Origin of the sequence: Spirosoma soli (genome assembly GCF_042684525.1) — a bacterium.
GTDB lineage: Bacteria > Bacteroidota > Bacteroidia > Cytophagales > Spirosomataceae > Spirosoma > Spirosoma soli.
This window is the reverse complement of record NZ_JBHULN010000006.1, coordinates 1-15,326: the sequence shown is the minus strand read 5'-3', so window position 1 is coordinate 15,326 and position 15,326 is coordinate 1. Positions and strand designations below refer to the sequence as shown.

Genomic DNA, 15,326 nt, shown 5'->3' with positions numbered 1-15,326 from the left:
TACGGTGAATAATGAATGGTAAAACTAACACATTTTCCGCTTGGCACCGCCATGCCATCAACCAGAAGTCTATAATTTTAACTGGATTCTCATCTAAAAAGAGAAAGGCGAAGTCAACAGACTTCGCCTTTACTGAATGAATGGTAGGCTTACTGATTAAATAGTGAATGATGGGCACGAACTACTAAAGCAAGTTCTTAGTAACCAATCGGGAATGAGTAACCCAATGAAACAGCAACTCCCTGATTACGGGCATTTATGTTAATAACCGGAATTTGAATCTGGCGTGTAAAGCCGTGTGTGTAGCGCCCTTCGATAAACAGTTTACCAACACCGGCATCCATTGACAGCCCCAGGCCGCCGACCGCGCTAACGTCCCAGCGGCTCAACATTCCGCCATAGTTTACGTCAACATCAAACGGTTTTGTCGAGAGAAACCCCGTCCCCCGTGTTCTGACGCGGCCATCAACGGCATAATTTACGGCAGGTCCCAGAATTACGTAAGGTTGTACTGAACCATTAGTCATATTAAATTTAAAGAGCAGGGGCACTTCAACGTTATGCGACTGGTAAGCCACTTTCCCACCCAGCGTAACTGGTATATTAAAAGCGTTGAACGTAAAGCCTTCCCGAACCATGACTCCCTTCTGTACGTAAGCCACTTCAGGCCGGAAAGACACAAATTCACTGAGAGGAACATCTAAAAAGATGGCACCCGTAGGACCTGCCGAAGGACGTAAGGAAGACGTTAAGCCATCTAAGATTTCAGGTTTAGAAGCGAAGCCCCAGTTGGCTCCACCCCGTATACCAACCTGAACCTGAGCAAAAGAGGTTTGGGCAGCCATTAAACCTAAAGTAACGATACCAGCAAGCACAATTCGTTTCATGACACTAAAGGGAAATTGATTGATAAAACTTGATTGTGTAGATCGTCGTAAATAGGCAATAATCTGTTTTTGTGTAACTCTTCGGTTGGACAAGACGTTGCCTGAAAGGATTAATCGATTCGTAAATTATTTTACAACCTACTATGAATGAGCAATTAAATCGGCTATCAGCCCAAATAGAGCCGCTACGTCAACAGCTAACCACTCACCCACTCTATACTTCGGTGCACACACACGCCGATTTGCAACGTTTTATGCAATCGCACGTGTGGGCCGTTTGGGATTTTATGTCGCTGTTAAAAGCACTCCAGCGCGAATTAACCTGTGTAAGCGTTCCCTGGCTTCCGGTTGGCAATCCGGCCACCCGCTATCTGATCAATGAAATTGTGGTTGGGGAAGAGAGCGACGTTGATCCAGAAGGCAACCGCATTAGCCATTTCGAGCTTTATCTCAAAGCTATGCAGCAAGCGGGTGCCGATACGAGCCTTATTGAATCGTTCATCGCTGGTCTTGTCGCTGGCACTTCGGTTCGTGAGGCTCTCGCTACCATATCATTACCTCATGGAAGCCATCAGTTCGTTAACTTTACGTTCGACTTAATCGAGAAGGGGAAACTGCACGAAATTGCGGCCGTCTTTACGTTTGGCCGGGAAGATCTAATACCAGACATGTTCATTGCCCTGGTTAAGCAATTGCGCGACCAGTCGCCCGAGCGGTTGAGTTTATTCACATACTACTTGGAGCGCCACATAGAAGTTGATGGTGATCATCACTCGCACCTGGCTAAAGCCATGACAGCCGAACTATGCGGCTCAGATCCTCAGCTGTGGCAAGAAGCAGCAACTGCCGTGGAAGCAGCTCTGCAAGCTCGAATTTCGCTTTGGGATAGCGTTTACGAGCAGATAGCCCCTCATCAGCCTTTATTTGCTTAATCGGTTAGCTATTAAGCTTTTCAACGCCCGAACTTGCGTACCGCTCGTTCGGGCGTTTTCTTTGTGATTCAGCCGTTGCACTTTTTCTTGAAAACATTGTAACGGCCATGTAACTTTACTGTTTACGTGCGACCTAACCTATGATGAAATACATTAAGCCAACTAAATTCAGCTATCTACCTAAGTTTTTAATGCCTTTAGACGTACTTGGTCTATTCGAGCGCGATCCGTTTGGCAATTCATTACTGGTCAGAAGAATGCTGATAGGAACCGTCGGCTGGTTAACCTATGCCCGTTACACGGTAGTAAACCGGATTCAGATCGAGGGTACCGAAAATCTGGAAAATCTGCCCATTAACAATGTCCTGTTCCTGTCGAACCATCAGACCTACTTTGCCGATGTGATCGCTTTCTTTCACATTTTTTGCGCGGTGAAATGGGGCTTTCAGAATACTATGCTTCCCCCCGTTTACTTACTGGGTCCACGGGCCAGACAATATTACGTGGCCGCATCTGAAACCATGAAAAAAGGAATTGTACCCCGCATTTTTGCCGCTGGCGGAGCCTTAACCATCGAACGCTCGTGGCGGGCCGAAGGGCGCGAAGTACAGCGCTCAGTGGATACGTCGGCCGAAGAGAAAATTGCGAAAGCGTTGGCGCACGGCTGGGTAGTTAGCTTTCCGCAGGGCACAACCAGCCCTTATGCACCGGTTCGGAAGGGCACAGGGCACCTCATCAAAAATCACGATCCGATTGTAATACCCGTCGTAATTAATGGTTTCCGACGCGCCTTCGACAAAAAAGGACTTCGCTTTAAGAAACGAAACACCCTGCTAACGGTTCGTTTTAAAGCACCTTTACAAGTTAGTCCCGACGAAACCGTTGATGATATTGTTGCCAAAGTACGTCGGGCTATTGAGCAGGACTCACCCGAGTGGGTAAAATGATAGAAATCAGTTGACAGTGAGCAGCTAGCAGTGTTTTGCACTACAGATTTAATTGATGGCTGCTCACTGTTACCTGTTACAAGAGCCAGCGGAAAAAGATGTAGAGTGTAAAGGACAGTAGCAGCGATACGGGCAACGTCAGCACCCAGGCCAGCGCGATGTTACGTACGGTACCAGCCTGTAGATTCTTGATACCTTTGTTGGCCACCATACTACCCGCAATACCCGACGATAAAACGTGTGTTGTGCTGACAGGTAGTTTCAAGCCGGAGGCCAGACCAATCATGCCAGCGGCTACTAGCTCAGCCGAAGCTCCCTGAGCATATGTAAGGTGTTGCTTACCAATTTTCTCACCCACCGTAACCACAATCCGGCGCCAGCCAATCATGGTGCCAAGGCCTAGTGAGAGGGCAATCATCAATATAACCCACAGTGGCGCGTAGTCGGTGTATCGACGCAACCCCTTTTCTTCACTTAGACTGCTTTTTAAAGCGGCCAGTTGATTCGGGCTAAGATTAGCGCCTTCATCTTCGGCAATTTTTGTCATGTTGCTGTTAATGAGCAGTAGATCTCTGCGGACGTCTAGTCGCTTTTCCTGCGGAATCCGATTATCGACGAGTGGTCCGTTGATGAGTGATTTCAACTCGCTAAGTTCAGTACGTGTACGAGACAAGCGAGCGCGGTTGACGGTTGATAACTGATTGGAGTCCAGAGCAGCAATAGTTTGTTCAACGCCACCGATGTTTGATTGCATCAGCCGCGGATCGACATCCGACTTAACTGCAAAGTGATAAGGAACGATACCAATCAGGATCAGCATAATTAGACCGACACCCTTCTGTCCATCGTTGCTACCGTGGAAAAAGCTAACCAAGGAGCAGGTAGCAATCAGAATACCGCGAATCCAGGCTGGTGGAGGTACGTTTTTCTTGGGCTCTTTGAACAACTGATCTTTTGTTTCTTCGGGTACCAGCCGACGAATCAGAAACATCAGTAAGATTACTAGACTGAAACCCAGCAAGGGTGAAAGTAAAAGTGCTTCACCCGTTTCAATGGCTTTTTCCCAGTTCACGGCAGAGCCCGTTTTGTTGTCAGGCAAGGTAGCGAAGGCCAGTCCTACCCCCAGAATAGAACCAATCAGGGTGTGCGAGCTGGAGCTGGGCAGGCCAAAATACCACGTACCGAGGTTCCAGATGATAGCACTTAGCAAAAGAGCCAGCACCATGGCAACACTATGATACACGTTTTGGTCAACCAATAACTCAACCGGCAACAGGTTAACAATACCCATCGCTACGCCAATCCCACCGAGTAATACCCCCGTGAAATTGCAGATACCAGACCAAACAACAGCGACGGTAGGCTTCAGCGAATTAGTGTAAATAACGGTAGCGACAGCGTTGGCAGTATCATGGAAACCGTTAACGAATTCAAAGGCACAAGCAGCAAATAAGCTGATAAATAAGAGGATAAAAACATCCGTTTCTAATCCAAACATGGGTGGGCAGTCTTCTGTGAGTAGCGAACGGTTGTTCCGCAAGCCAATAATTTTTCACAAAAGTACGGCAAACAAGCTAGAGCGATATTACTAAATTGTTAAGCAAAAAGTAACGCGGCCTTTTAGCCGCGTTCTGATTACCAATAACACTATCAGTAGAATACGGCTTTCCAGCCGCCTTACTTTTTACCTGCCAGCTGCCCACAGGCCGCGTCGATGTCTTTACCCCGGCTCCGCCGAACATTAACCGTTACCCCTTTGCTATCGAGGTACCCAGCAAATTTGTCGAGGGTTTGAGGGTCCGTATTCTTAAATGTAGCTTCGGCAATCGGGTTGTACTCGATAATATTTACCTTAGCTGGCACACGTTTGGTAAACTTCCACAATTCCTGAGCGTCTTGCAGCGTATCGTTGAAGTTGTAGAAAAGTATGTACTCGAACGTGATGCGTGTTCCTGTTTTCTTGTAAAAGTAGCCCAGCGCATCACCCAAGGCCTGTAGCGTGTTACTTTCGTTAATCGGCATGATCTGATCGCGCTTTTGGTCATTAGCTGCGTGCAACGAGAGCGCCAGATTGAACTTCACCTGATCATCGCCCAGTTGCCGAATCATTTTGGCAATACCCGCCGTTGACACTGTAATTCGCTTAGGCGACATGCCTAACCCATCGGGCGACGTAATACGATCGACCGATTCAAGCACATTCTTATAATTTAATAACGGCTCGCCCATACCCATGTAAACAATGTTGGAGAGCGGTACGTCGTAATTCTCTTTTGCCTGTCGATCAATAGCCACCACCTGATCGTAGATTTCAGCTGCGTCGAGGTTGCGCTTACGATCCATATATCCCGTAGCGCAGAATTTACAGGTCAGTGAGCAACCCACCTGGCTCGACACACAAGCCGTCATTCGATCTACGTCGTCGTTGCGCAGAGCCGGAATGAGTACACCCTCAACCAGATTGCCGTCGAACAGTCGGAACGACGATTTAATCGTTCCATCGTTACTCCGTTGTTGCTGGTCGACCGCTAATGGCCGAATTTCAAAATGAGCGTTCAGCAATTCACGCGTCGGCAGAGACAGATTGGTCATCTGCTCAAACGAAACAGCTGATTTCTTCCAAAGCCACTCGTGAATCTGCTTCGCCCGGAACCCCTGCTCACCATGTTGTGTAAGCCAGTCTTTCAGCTGAACCGCTGTTAGCTTACGGATATCTTGTTTCATTTTTCTAAGAGAGAAGGAGCGAAAGAGAGAATTGGTGAACCCCTTATTCACTCTTTGTATTTTCCGCCCGCCATTTTTTACCAGCTTCAAGTCCTTTGGGTACCCAAACGGCCGCCTTGTCCATTACCTTCGGCGCAATTGGCCGGATATAGGGATATAAGAACGCGCCATCTGTTTGACGGGCAGGCATTTTGACGCCCATATAACTAAACAACCAAAGGATAACACTAATTCCAAATACCCACGTAAAAAGGCCAACAGCGGCACCAGCCACACTGTCGAATGTGCCAAGGAGCGTGTATTTCAGGGATCGCCTGAGGGCAAACCCCATCTGGTTGATCATGAATATGGTCGGAAAAAAGATTACCGAAAAACCCAGCCAGGGTAAGAGCTTGCGGGCCAGTTCGCGGCTTATGTAGGGGCTCAGAAGGTCAATGCCGAATGCCAGAAACTTGAACCCGACGATCATAGCTACCACAAACGCGATAACCGCAATGATCTCCACCAAAAGACCTTTGCGGTATCCGTTAAATGCGCCCCAGGCCAGGGGAATCAGCATGAGTATGTCGAGGGTCGTCATAAAGAGGGAATGAGTGAATGAGGGAATGAGTGATTCAGCCTTTTCGCTCTTTCACTCATTCCCTCTTTCACTCATTGTAAAAGTATTTTCACCATGGCCGAAATCGCCTTGCCATCAGCCTGACCGGCGAGTTCTTTGGTCGCAGCTCCCATTACCTTACCCATATCGGAGGGGGCTGATGCACCGACCCGAGCAATGATAGTCTGTAATTTTTCCTTGAGTTCGTCTTCCGACAGCTGCTTGGGCAGGTATTGCTCAATAATCGCGATTTCAGTTTCTTCAGTAGCCAGTAAGTCAGGCCGGTTTTGTTGACGGTAGATGTCCGCTGAGTCTTTCCGCTGCTTTACTGCCTTAGTTAAAATACGCGTTTCATCTTCGGGTTTAAGCTCGCCCGAACCTCCTTCCTTCGTTTCTTCGAGTAAGATCATTGACTTTACGGCCCGCAGCGCACGAAGTTTATCCTGGTCTTTGGCCAGCATGGCCTGCTTAATATCGGCGTCGATCTGTTGTTTTAAAGCCATTTTATTGAATAATGAATTGTGAATGATAAATGGCGGCCGAACCAACCATCACCCGACAAAGTTAAGAACCTAAACATCATTCATAGTTTATCATTCATAATTCATCATTCCAACTGTGACTCGACTTAGCGTTAACATCAATAAGGTAGCAACCCTGCGTAACGCCCGCGGTGGCAATAACCCGAATCTCGTACGTGTCGCTCTCGATTGCGAACGTTTCGGTGCCCAGGGCATCACCGTTCACCCACGCCCGGACGAACGGCACATCCGCTATCAGGACGTACTGGATCTCAGAGAGGTAGTCACCACGGAATTCAACATTGAAGGCAATCCCGACGAGCGATTCATTGAGTTAGTCAAGCGGGTAAAACCTGATCAGGTAACGCTCGTGCCCGATGCACCAGACGCCATTACGTCGAATGCCGGTTGGGATACCATTCGTCATGCTGACCACCTTCGTCAACTGGTCGATACGTTCAAAGCCGATGGCATTCGGGTATCTATCTTCGTGGATGCCGACGAACGTATGGTAGAAGGTGCTAAAGCCGTCGGTACTGACCGGATTGAGTTATACACAGAACCTTATGCCGCGCAATTTTTCGACAATCAGGAAGCGGCCGTTGCTCCCTTTGTCCGGGCGGCCCAGAAAGCAAGTGAACTAGGTTTAGGGTTAAATGCTGGCCACGACTTAAGTTTAGATAATCTCCGTTTCTTTAACGAGCAGGTTTCTGGCTTACAGGAAGTTTCTATCGGACACGCCCTAATCTGTGATGCGCTGTATTTTGGCCTGGAGAACACGATTCAGATGTATTTGCGTGAATTAATGTAAAAATGAGTACCAATGGCCGTCTACCTTTTTTAGTAATATTTATCAAAGGAAGTAAGGCTTAGTGGCGAAACGGAAAGGTATTCGTTCTTTACAACAATATGGTCAAGCAGTTAAGCGTCGAAGATTTTTTAGAAAAGGCGGCAACATTACCCATCATTGACGTACGATCACCGGGCGAGTATGACCATGCCCATATTCCTGGTGCGGTTAGTATTCCTTTATTCGATAATGAGGAGCGGGCACAGGTAGGAACGAAGTATAAAAACGCCGGGAAAGATGCGGCCGTTATACTCGGTCTGGATCTGGTTGGCCCTAAGCTCGCCGGGTTTGTGAAGCAGTCCAAGAAGCTTAATCCGCAACAAAAAGAAGTACTGGTTCATTGCTGGCGAGGAGGCATGCGGAGCGGCTCCTTTGCCTGGCTACTCGATACAGCTGGATTAACGGCTTCGACGCTTATCGGGGGTTACAAAGCGTACCGCACGGCCGTCATGGCCGCATTTGCCGAACCGCGTACGCTCATCATTCTAGGGGGGAAAACAGGCAGCGGGAAAACGGATATTCTGAAAGAACTGGCTCGGCAAGGCGAACAAATCATTGATCTGGAAAAATTGGCACACCACAAGGGATCATCATACGGGGCTATTGGCCAGCTTCCTCAGCCTGCTACTGAGCACTTCGAGAACTTATTGTTCACCGAATGGCGTAAACTTGACCCTGCCAAACGTATCTGGTTGGAAGATGAGAGCCGTAATGTCGGGTCGTGTTTCATTCCCATGCCCCTTTGGCAACAGATGAGAGCTGCACCCGTTGCGTTCATTGATGTTCCTAAAGAAATCAGAATTCAACGGCTAGTAAAGGAATACACAGGCATTGACCACGCCTTATTGATCGAGGCCACCGAACGAATCCGGAAGCGGCTGGGTGGTAAAGTGACCCTGGACGCTCTCAACGCGTTGAATCATCAGGATTACACTAGAGTTGCCGACCTTACACTGGACTATTACGATAAGGCGTATTTACATGGCCTTTCGCAACGCAACCCCGCCCAGGTTCATCCGTTGGTCGTTCAAGCGGATAACCCTGCGCAAACGGCCCATCAGTTAATCGACTGGGCTGATACGCACATCACTGCGGTCTAAGAACCGCTGGTTTCAGTGTCCCTTCCGACTAAGCAAGTTCATCATGATCTGGCAGACAGGTGCTGTTACCGCGACAGTAAACCGTCGGCCAATTTTTCTTTTCATCCCGATGAATAAGATCAAACAGTTGCTTATTGCAGTAGCCCTGATGGGGCTGCTTAGCTCATTTAGCCATAAACCACTCACTTGGGTAGCCATCGGAGACTCTATTACCTATTTGAATGAGCATCTGAATGAAACTGGCAATCGCGTAACCAAAGGCTACATGACCCGTGTGGTTGACCGACTCCCTTACGTTCAATATACTAATCAAGGGCACAATGGATGGACTGCGGTTCGGATTGCCCAGTCAATTGAAACCCTTGGCATAACCAAAGCCGACGTTTACTCGATCTTTCTGGGAACTAACGATTGGTGGTCAGGCAAGCCTTTAGGCCGATTTATTGACTATCAAGACAATACTGGTACCGGCACGGTGTATGGTTCGTTTCGCATCATTATTGATAAACTCCGTAACCTTAATCCGCAGGCTCATATCTTACTGATTACCCCGATGCAACGAGCCGATTTTGTCTATCTAACTAATTACCAGAATAATGCTTATGGGTCTTACAAAGCTAAAAATGGGCAGCAGCTGGAATCTTTTGCCAATGCTATTGACTCCATTGGCCGCTTTGAGCACTTGCCGGTTGTCGATCTTTATCATACCCGAAGTTTGCGCATAAAAACACTCGTTAAGTATAAACGACTGAAAGATCCACAAACCGGCGCGTACAGAAATTACTCGTATCCAGCCTTCATCGGTGTTCCTTTCGATCCCAAAACCGATGCATACCCCTACCCGACCGAAGCCATTGCTATTACGTATGACGGCCTGCATCCTTCCGACAAAGGATACGCTATAATCAGCAAGAAGTTAGTCAAGGTTATAAGGAAATACTAGAGTGCTCACAGTTAGGCAATTACGCTGTCGCCAACCGCATCCTGTAGTGTTGTCTTTATTGTTTTTCTGTAGCAGCAACACCGTCGGCCGAATCTGCGTAATCGATATAGAACTAACTACTTATGGGTTAAGAGCTATATCATGAGAAACATCTCCCTTGTTTTTTGGCTGATAAGCGCGTCAGTTGCTGTGCAGGCTCAGGAAGTTGTGATTGATACAAATTACTACGCCCCTCTGCCAGTGGTACGTAAGCGGGTAATTATGGATGATCCAGACAATAATAGTAGTAATCGCCAGTCTAAAAGCGAAAAGCGAAACGACACTCGGCAAGATCTGCTCAACCAATTCCATGAGATCCAAACCTGGTACATCAGCGCCGAAGGCGGCTTTCGTAATGATGGCAGTACGTTAAACAATACATTAGATGGATTAGTGAGCACATCCAACCTGATAAAGGCGACTTGGGGTGTGTTATTCGGTTACACGTACCGAAATGTCTGGACTGTTGAGTCTGGCTACACTCGCTCTCCTATTCACCTCAGCATCAGAATTGCTAATGGGAACAATCCACTTACTTATACTTACCTCAACAACGGCTATGGAATTCCCTTCCGAATAAAACGTCGCCTTGGCTCCGCCCAACACGCAAAAAATGGAACTGGCTTCTGGATCACAGCAGGAGGTTGGCTAGTACCTAATGGTAGTGGTCAAACGGGCGATTTCAAATTAATTGGCTATAGCTCTCGGGGTAGAAATCGTATCGATACGTTGCGACTCAATAACACAGCTGCTATTTCTAACCAGGTGTCGGGCCTTGCCGAATTAGGTCTTGATTACACAACCCGACTCTCTTCTTATCTGGAACTAGGATTCTACGCGCGCAAATATTGGGGCTTGGGTAATGCACTCCAATCTGAACTGACGTACACAGTTAATAACCGTTCGCAGCAGCAGGCTATCATGACAGCAGATGGCACGGGTTGGGGGTTTGGCCTTGCCCTACGCTACATATACGGGCGGCAACACGAAATGAAAGACAACAGACGGGTACCTTAACGAGATCCACGAAGCTTTCGCTCTGTTCATACAATTGCACAGCAATCTTAGCTAAACACTGAACCAACGCTACAAAGAAATGGCCTAGTGCGCCAGTAGCACTAGGCTCAGATGCAATTGCTTTAACAGCTTATCGCTTTTTCTTACCAGAGTAATTTCCCGTAAATTTACTCTTGCCCGCGTTCTCTTTCTTTGGGCTACCCAGCAGCCGCTCGACCAAATCCGGCCGGTTTAATTTGTGCAGGCGGTTACGTATCCAGTCTTTATACTCGGGCTTGTACCAGAAGAAATAGCGATTCTGCGCCTGCTTCTCGTCCCGCGTTTTGGCCGTCTTAACGGGCTTCAACGTATACGGGTGAACGCCTGAATAATAGATCACTTCAGCAACCGTCATGGGTGTGGGTGTAAAGTCCTGCACCTGCTCGAGCTGGAAGCCCAGATCTTTGGTTTCGGCAGCCAGATTGGCCATATCCTGCTCTTCGCAACCAGGGTGCGACGAAATGAAGTACGGAATCAGCGGTTGCTTTAGGTTATGCTTCTCCTGAATCTGGTCGTACTTTTTCTTAAATAACTTAAAATATTTAAACGACGGCTTACGCATAATCCGCAATGTATCGTCCGAGGTGTGTTCAGGCGCGACTTTCAACCGACCCGATACGTGACGCGTCGTGAGCTGCTCCATGTACTCGTCATGGTTGCCGTCTTCATTGTTCTTATTAAAATCGTCGACCAGCAAATCATAACGGACACCCGAGCCGACAAAGGCTTTTTTGATGTTCGGGTTGGCGTCTACCTTGCGATACAACTCCGTCAGCGGCTTGTGCGACGTATCAAGGTTTGAGCAAATAACCGGGTGAATACAGCTTGGGCTTTGGCAACGGGCGCAGATCGACTCATCCTTACCCTTCATTTTATACATATTCGCCGACGGGCCGCCCAAATCAGAAATATAGCCCTTGAATTCAGGGTGCTTTGTGATTTCGTCTACCTCCTTCAGCACCGACTTCTCGCTTCGCGATGCAATGAATTTACCCTGGTGGGCCGATATGGTACAAAAGCTACAGCCACCGAAACAACCCCGGTGCATGTTGACCGAGAACTTGATCATTTCGTAGGCTGGAATCGTCCCTCGTTTTTTGTACTTGGGGTGAGGCAGACGCGTATATGGCAAATCGAACGACTTATCAATCTCAGCTTCGTCCATTGTCTTAAACGGCGGATTGATTACCAAAATCTGATCGCCAACTTGCTGCGTAATCCGATTAGCCTGCCACTTATTCGATTCTACTTCGACGATTTTAAAGTTTGCCGCGTACTTGATTTTATCGCGCAGACATTCCTCATGGCTTGCCAGCTCGACGGTACTCCAGTTGTTATAATCCCGCAGTTCGGCGTTACCGTCATGCAGAAACGCAACCTGGTTAATATTCCGCATCGACGAAAACGGTACTCCCTTCCGAGCCAGTTTCAAGATCTCGCGAAGCGGTTGTTCGCCCATACCATACACCAGCATATCGGCCCGCGCATCAACCAAAATGGAGGGCATTAATTGATCCTGCCAGTAATCATAGTGTGTGACCCGACGTAACGAAGCTTCGATACCGCCAAGCAACACGGGCACATCTGGGTACAGTTCTTTCAGGATGTTCGTATAAACAATGGTAGCGTAATCCGGTCGGAAACCCGCTTCGCCACCAGGTGTGTACGAGTCGTTGGAGCGTAGACGTTTGTTAGCCGTGTAATGGTTAACCATCGAGTCCATACAACCCGCCGTAACGCCAAAGAAATATTTCGGCTTACCAAACTTTTTAAAGTCACGAAGGTCGTCTTTCCAGTTCGGTTGGGCGATGATTGCCACACGAAAGCCTTCGCTCTCCATGATACGACCAATCACAGCGGTTCCAAAGGCCGGGTGGTCTACGTATGCATCCCCCGACACCAGCACAATATCAACCTCGTCCCAGCCTCTTTTCTCGACTTCTTTCATCGTCAGAGGCAACCAATCGGTAATGGGTCTTTCAATCATGAGTAAGCGGCATTATGTATTTCAAAAACACTGAATCTGCGAAATAATTCAATCTGAACAGTAAGGAATTAGCCGTTTTTGGTTTGTTTGCGGTTGGGACTTTTACTTACTAACCGCCATACCCTGGCTCCTGTCGTTAATTATTTCTTTTTCTTGGTTGCGCTCATTCGCTTAATTACTTCACGCTTACTGAAGGCCAATCGCCAGATGGCAAACGGCGTATTCTGATTAGCAAAACAAGTTTTACAAATCAGATTTTCGGCCGGCACGGCTGCATTGTAAATAAATAACGTATCGTTGATCTTCTGAATATTGGAGATTTGCGGTAGCTTCTGCTCGGCGTTATATAAATACGCGTCAAGCACTTCACGCTCTTTAGCACTCAGCGCTTTGTTTTGTACATCAGCGCTTCCTAGCAGGTGAATATCTATGGCGTAGCGTTGGGCGATAGCCTTTGTCTTGGGTAAGTTCTGCAATTGACAAAGCTTTACTCGTTCGGCCGGATCGGTTGTTTTCTCAAGTTGAGTCGCCAGCTCCTTTTGAATAATCTCAGTTATTTTGGTGCCCAGATTATCTACCGTCTCTACCAGATCGACGTTCGTGACCCGTTTAATTTTCATATTAGCCATTTCCTGTTTGAGTTCGTTGGTATACTGAACTCGTTCTGGATTACAGGCGATTAGAGTAATGACAAATAAGCCAATAAGAGATACAGAGGGCTTCATAAAGAGGAACTTAATAGGATTACGTTTCGTCATTTGTTTAGAAAACGCACTGCTCGTCGGCTTGGTTGCAAATAAGAACAACAAAGCCTAACTGCCAGTAATTTCGTATTTTTGTGTTTTCAGTACTTGTCATTATTACCGAGACGCTTAGTCGTCGGTACCAATATTAGAAGCGATATATATGCTTGACCAGTTAGAAGCCATTCGCGAACGCTTCGACGAAGTATCTCAGCAGATTGTGCAGCCTGAGGCCGTTTCGGACCAGAAGCGTTTCATGAAGCTGAGCAAAGAATATAAAGATCTGGAAAAAATTGTTGTCCAGTATCGAGCCTATATCCAGCTCCTCGAAGAAATCGACAACGCTAAGCAGATCATTGCCACTGAAAAGGATGAAGACTTTCGGGAGATGGCAAAGGGCGAGTTAGATGAGTTGCTGCCGCGCCGGGAAACGCTGGAAGAAACACTAAAAGAGATGTTGATTCCGAAAGATCCCAACGACAGCAAAAACGTCATTTTGGAAATTCGGGGCGGTACAGGTGGTGACGAAGCAGCCATTTTTGCGGGCGATATTTTCCGTATGTACCAACGTTTCTGTGAGAAGATGGGCTGGCGTATGACGTTAGTCGATTATACCGAAGGCACGTCGGGTGGTTACAAAGAAATTATAACCGAGATTGAAGGAGAAGACGTATACGGCAAATTGAAATTTGAGTCGGGCGTTCACCGGGTGCAACGCGTGCCAGCTACAGAAACCCAGGGGCGCATTCATACGTCGGCTGCTAGTGTGGCGGTGCTCCCAGAAGCCGAAGAAGTAGACGTTGAGCTGAACATGAACGACATCCGTAAGGACACGTTCTGTTCGTCAGGAGCCGGTGGTCAGTCGGTTAACACCACGTATTCAGCCGTCCGTTTGACGCACATTCCAACCGGATTAGTGGTGCAGTGCCAGGATGAGCGCTCTCAGTTGAAAAATATGGAGAAAGCAATGACGGTGTTACGTTCTCGACTCTACGAAATCGAGTTACAGAAACACAACGACGCCATTGCTTCACAACGTAAAACGATGGTAGGTAGTGGCGACCGTTCTGATAAAATCAGAACGTATAATTATCCGCAAAGCCGCGTGACCGACCACCGCATTGGCCTGACGGTTTACAACCTGCCTGCCGTGATGGATGGCGACATTGGTGAGTTCATCGAGCAACTTCGCATCGCCGAAAACGCTGAGCGGTTGAAAGAAGGGGCAACAGCGTAGAGATTTTGCTCCGAAAAGTACAAAGCCTGACTACTTTAATTCGTAGTCAGGCTTTGTACTTTTCAAGGGATGTTTTATAACTAACAATATGTTAATAAACACAGTTTAGAAAATTGGATAATTGCTGCTAAGTGCCTACATAGAAATAGTTCTACTCTACTGTCTTTCAGTTTTTGTCTTCCCATCGTATTCGCTTTAAAACCAGATACAAAGGTGTGTCTCCGGCGCCAGACTTGGGAATGTATTTGTAAGCATGATGATAGTTACCACTAAACTTAACTTTTCGTCCTACTCGTTTAAACGTCTCAGGCATATTGCAAACAAAGCCACTATATTGAACATCACTCATTTCACCGGGCTTTAGTGGAAGACTGTAAGCGATGTACCAGAGATCTGCCCGGTAGCCAACATACCCTATTTGCTCTTTTAGTTGCATGACAACTGGTCCTTCGATGTGACACTTTGAGTCAATGTCTTCCGGGAGCGAATCGGTAGGTGGCATCATAGAGACAACTGTTGATGATGGAGAAGTATTAGCTATTGTTGTTGCTTTTTTGGCACATGCTACAGCCAATAACCATGTCAACAACAAGCTAACTATTATATAAAGAGCCTTTAAACGCATTCTCCAATGTCGTATGCTACTGATATAGGTTTACAAAGGGGAACAAAGCTGACTTTCAACCTTATATTGCACATTTCCGTACCGCACTCTTTTATAAGGATACCATCTTAACTTGTGAAAACCTTGTTGTCGATGAG

The 15,326-nt window shown here is 47.3% G+C and carries 15 protein-coding genes; 7 read left to right on the top strand and 8 right to left on the bottom strand.

From position 1 onward, the window contains the following. Positions 1-197 precede the first annotated feature (197 nt). Positions 198-887 (bottom strand): porin family protein, encoded by a 690-nt coding sequence (locus ACFSUS_RS11315; RefSeq protein ID WP_381522569.1) that lies wholly within the window; start codon positions 885-887, stop codon positions 198-200. 143 nt (positions 888-1,030) lie between these two features. Between ACFSUS_RS11315 and ACFSUS_RS11310 the strand changes: the two genes are divergently transcribed. Together ACFSUS_RS11310 and ACFSUS_RS11305 are read left to right on the top strand one after the other, a co-directional pair. After that, on the top strand, positions 1,031-1,819 hold the full coding sequence (locus tag ACFSUS_RS11310; protein ID WP_381522567.1) for a DUF3050 domain-containing protein: 789 nt from the start codon (positions 1,031-1,033) through the stop codon (positions 1,817-1,819). Positions 1,820-1,962: 143 nt separating this feature from the next. Beyond that, positions 1,963-2,766: a lysophospholipid acyltransferase family protein gene (locus ACFSUS_RS11305; protein ID WP_381523114.1), complete on the top strand. Its 804-nt coding sequence runs from the start codon at positions 1,963-1,965 to the stop codon at positions 2,764-2,766. A 76-nt stretch (positions 2,767-2,842) separates the two neighbouring features. Here ACFSUS_RS11305 and ACFSUS_RS11300 read toward each other — a convergent pair whose 3' ends face one another. The 4 genes from ACFSUS_RS11300 to ACFSUS_RS11285 all read right to left on the bottom strand — a co-directional run bounded on the left by ACFSUS_RS11300 (position 2,843) and on the right by ACFSUS_RS11285 (position 6,591). Beyond that, complete coding sequence (locus ACFSUS_RS11300; protein ID WP_381522565.1) at positions 2,843-4,264, bottom strand: inorganic phosphate transporter; 1,422 nt, start codon at positions 4,262-4,264, stop codon at positions 2,843-2,845. Between the two features lie 179 nt (positions 4,265-4,443). Next, entirely contained in the window at positions 4,444-5,490 is a 1,047-nt protein-coding gene (gene rlmN / locus ACFSUS_RS11295; RefSeq protein WP_381522563.1) for a 23S rRNA (adenine(2503)-C(2))-methyltransferase RlmN, read from the bottom strand. A 43-nt stretch (positions 5,491-5,533) separates the two neighbouring features. Continuing rightward, positions 5,534-6,070: a CvpA family protein gene (locus tag ACFSUS_RS11290; protein WP_381522561.1), complete on the bottom strand. Its 537-nt coding sequence runs from the start codon at positions 6,068-6,070 to the stop codon at positions 5,534-5,536. 71 nt (positions 6,071-6,141) lie between these two features. Continuing rightward, complete coding sequence (locus ACFSUS_RS11285; RefSeq protein ID WP_381522560.1) at positions 6,142-6,591, bottom strand: GatB/YqeY domain-containing protein; 450 nt, start codon at positions 6,589-6,591, stop codon at positions 6,142-6,144. 115 nt (positions 6,592-6,706) lie between these two features. Between ACFSUS_RS11285 and ACFSUS_RS11280 the strand changes: the two genes are divergently transcribed. The 4 genes from ACFSUS_RS11280 to ACFSUS_RS11265 all read left to right on the top strand — a co-directional run bounded on the left by ACFSUS_RS11280 (position 6,707) and on the right by ACFSUS_RS11265 (position 10,558). After that, positions 6,707-7,420: a pyridoxine 5'-phosphate synthase gene (locus ACFSUS_RS11280; RefSeq protein ID WP_381522558.1), complete on the top strand. Its 714-nt coding sequence runs from the start codon at positions 6,707-6,709 to the stop codon at positions 7,418-7,420. A 98-nt stretch (positions 7,421-7,518) separates the two neighbouring features. Continuing rightward, positions 7,519-8,559 carry a tRNA 2-selenouridine(34) synthase MnmH gene (mnmH, locus tag ACFSUS_RS11275; RefSeq protein WP_381522556.1) on the top strand — a complete coding sequence of 347 codons (1,041 nt, stop codon included), beginning with the start codon at positions 7,519-7,521 and terminating at the stop codon, positions 8,557-8,559. 118 nt (positions 8,560-8,677) lie between these two features. Then, entirely contained in the window at positions 8,678-9,502 is an 825-nt protein-coding gene (locus tag ACFSUS_RS11270; RefSeq protein WP_381523112.1) for an SGNH/GDSL hydrolase family protein, read from the top strand. A 141-nt stretch (positions 9,503-9,643) separates the two neighbouring features. After that, positions 9,644-10,558, top strand: coding sequence for a hypothetical protein (locus ACFSUS_RS11265; RefSeq protein ID WP_381522555.1), 915 nt, complete (start codon positions 9,644-9,646; stop codon positions 10,556-10,558). Positions 10,559-10,688: 130 nt separating this feature from the next. Here ACFSUS_RS11265 and ACFSUS_RS11260 read toward each other — a convergent pair whose 3' ends face one another. After that, positions 10,689-12,584, bottom strand: a complete 1,896-nt coding sequence (locus ACFSUS_RS11260; protein ID WP_381522553.1) for a YgiQ family radical SAM protein — start codon at positions 12,582-12,584, stop codon at positions 10,689-10,691. 140 nt (positions 12,585-12,724) lie between these two features. Then, entirely contained in the window at positions 12,725-13,309 is a 585-nt protein-coding gene (locus ACFSUS_RS11255) for a hypothetical protein (protein ID WP_381522551.1), read from the bottom strand. Positions 13,310-13,490: 181 nt separating this feature from the next. On the opposite strand from ACFSUS_RS11255, the gene prfA reads away from it, so the two are divergent. Continuing rightward, a complete protein-coding gene (prfA, locus tag ACFSUS_RS11250; RefSeq protein ID WP_381522549.1) occupies positions 13,491-14,564 on the top strand; it encodes a peptide chain release factor 1 in 1,074 nt (357 codons plus the stop codon). Between the two features lie 166 nt (positions 14,565-14,730). Here prfA and ACFSUS_RS11245 read toward each other — a convergent pair whose 3' ends face one another. Next, the gene (locus tag ACFSUS_RS11245) at positions 14,731-15,069 is read right to left on the bottom strand and encodes a hypothetical protein (RefSeq protein ID WP_381522547.1); all 339 of its coding nucleotides are present in this window, start codon (positions 15,067-15,069) and stop codon (positions 14,731-14,733) included. Positions 15,070-15,326: the final 257 nt, after the last annotated feature.

What these genes read in the sequence shown, in the direction of transcription:
- prfA (WP_381522549.1), top strand. Translation starts at nt 13,491, where the DNA reads ATGCTTGACCAGTTAGAAGCCATTCGCGAACGCTTCGACGAAGTATCT.
- ACFSUS_RS11290 (WP_381522561.1), bottom strand. Translation starts at nt 6,070, where the DNA reads ATGACGACCCTCGACATACTCATGCTGATTCCCCTGGCCTGGGGCGCA.
- ACFSUS_RS11310 (WP_381522567.1), top strand. Translation starts at nt 1,031, where the DNA reads ATGAATGAGCAATTAAATCGGCTATCAGCCCAAATAGAGCCGCTACGT.
- ACFSUS_RS11300 (WP_381522565.1), bottom strand. Translation starts at nt 4,264, where the DNA reads ATGTTTGGATTAGAAACGGATGTTTTTATCCTCTTATTTATCAGCTTA.
- rlmN (WP_381522563.1), bottom strand. Translation starts at nt 5,490, where the DNA reads ATGAAACAAGATATCCGTAAGCTAACAGCGGTTCAGCTGAAAGACTGG.
- ACFSUS_RS11245 (WP_381522547.1), bottom strand. Translation starts at nt 15,069, where the DNA reads ATGATGCCACCTACCGATTCGCTCCCGGAAGACATTGACTCAAAGTGT.
- mnmH (WP_381522556.1), top strand. Translation starts at nt 7,519, where the DNA reads ATGGTCAAGCAGTTAAGCGTCGAAGATTTTTTAGAAAAGGCGGCAACA.
- ACFSUS_RS11260 (WP_381522553.1), bottom strand. Translation starts at nt 12,584, where the DNA reads ATGATTGAAAGACCCATTACCGATTGGTTGCCTCTGACGATGAAAGAA.
- ACFSUS_RS11265 (WP_381522555.1), top strand. Translation starts at nt 9,644, where the DNA reads ATGAGAAACATCTCCCTTGTTTTTTGGCTGATAAGCGCGTCAGTTGCT.
- ACFSUS_RS11285 (WP_381522560.1), bottom strand. Translation starts at nt 6,591, where the DNA reads ATGGCTTTAAAACAACAGATCGACGCCGATATTAAGCAGGCCATGCTG.
- ACFSUS_RS11305 (WP_381523114.1), top strand. Translation starts at nt 1,963, where the DNA reads ATGAAATACATTAAGCCAACTAAATTCAGCTATCTACCTAAGTTTTTA.
- ACFSUS_RS11315 (WP_381522569.1), bottom strand. Translation starts at nt 887, where the DNA reads ATGAAACGAATTGTGCTTGCTGGTATCGTTACTTTAGGTTTAATGGCT.
- ACFSUS_RS11255 (WP_381522551.1), bottom strand. Translation starts at nt 13,309, where the DNA reads ATGAAGCCCTCTGTATCTCTTATTGGCTTATTTGTCATTACTCTAATC.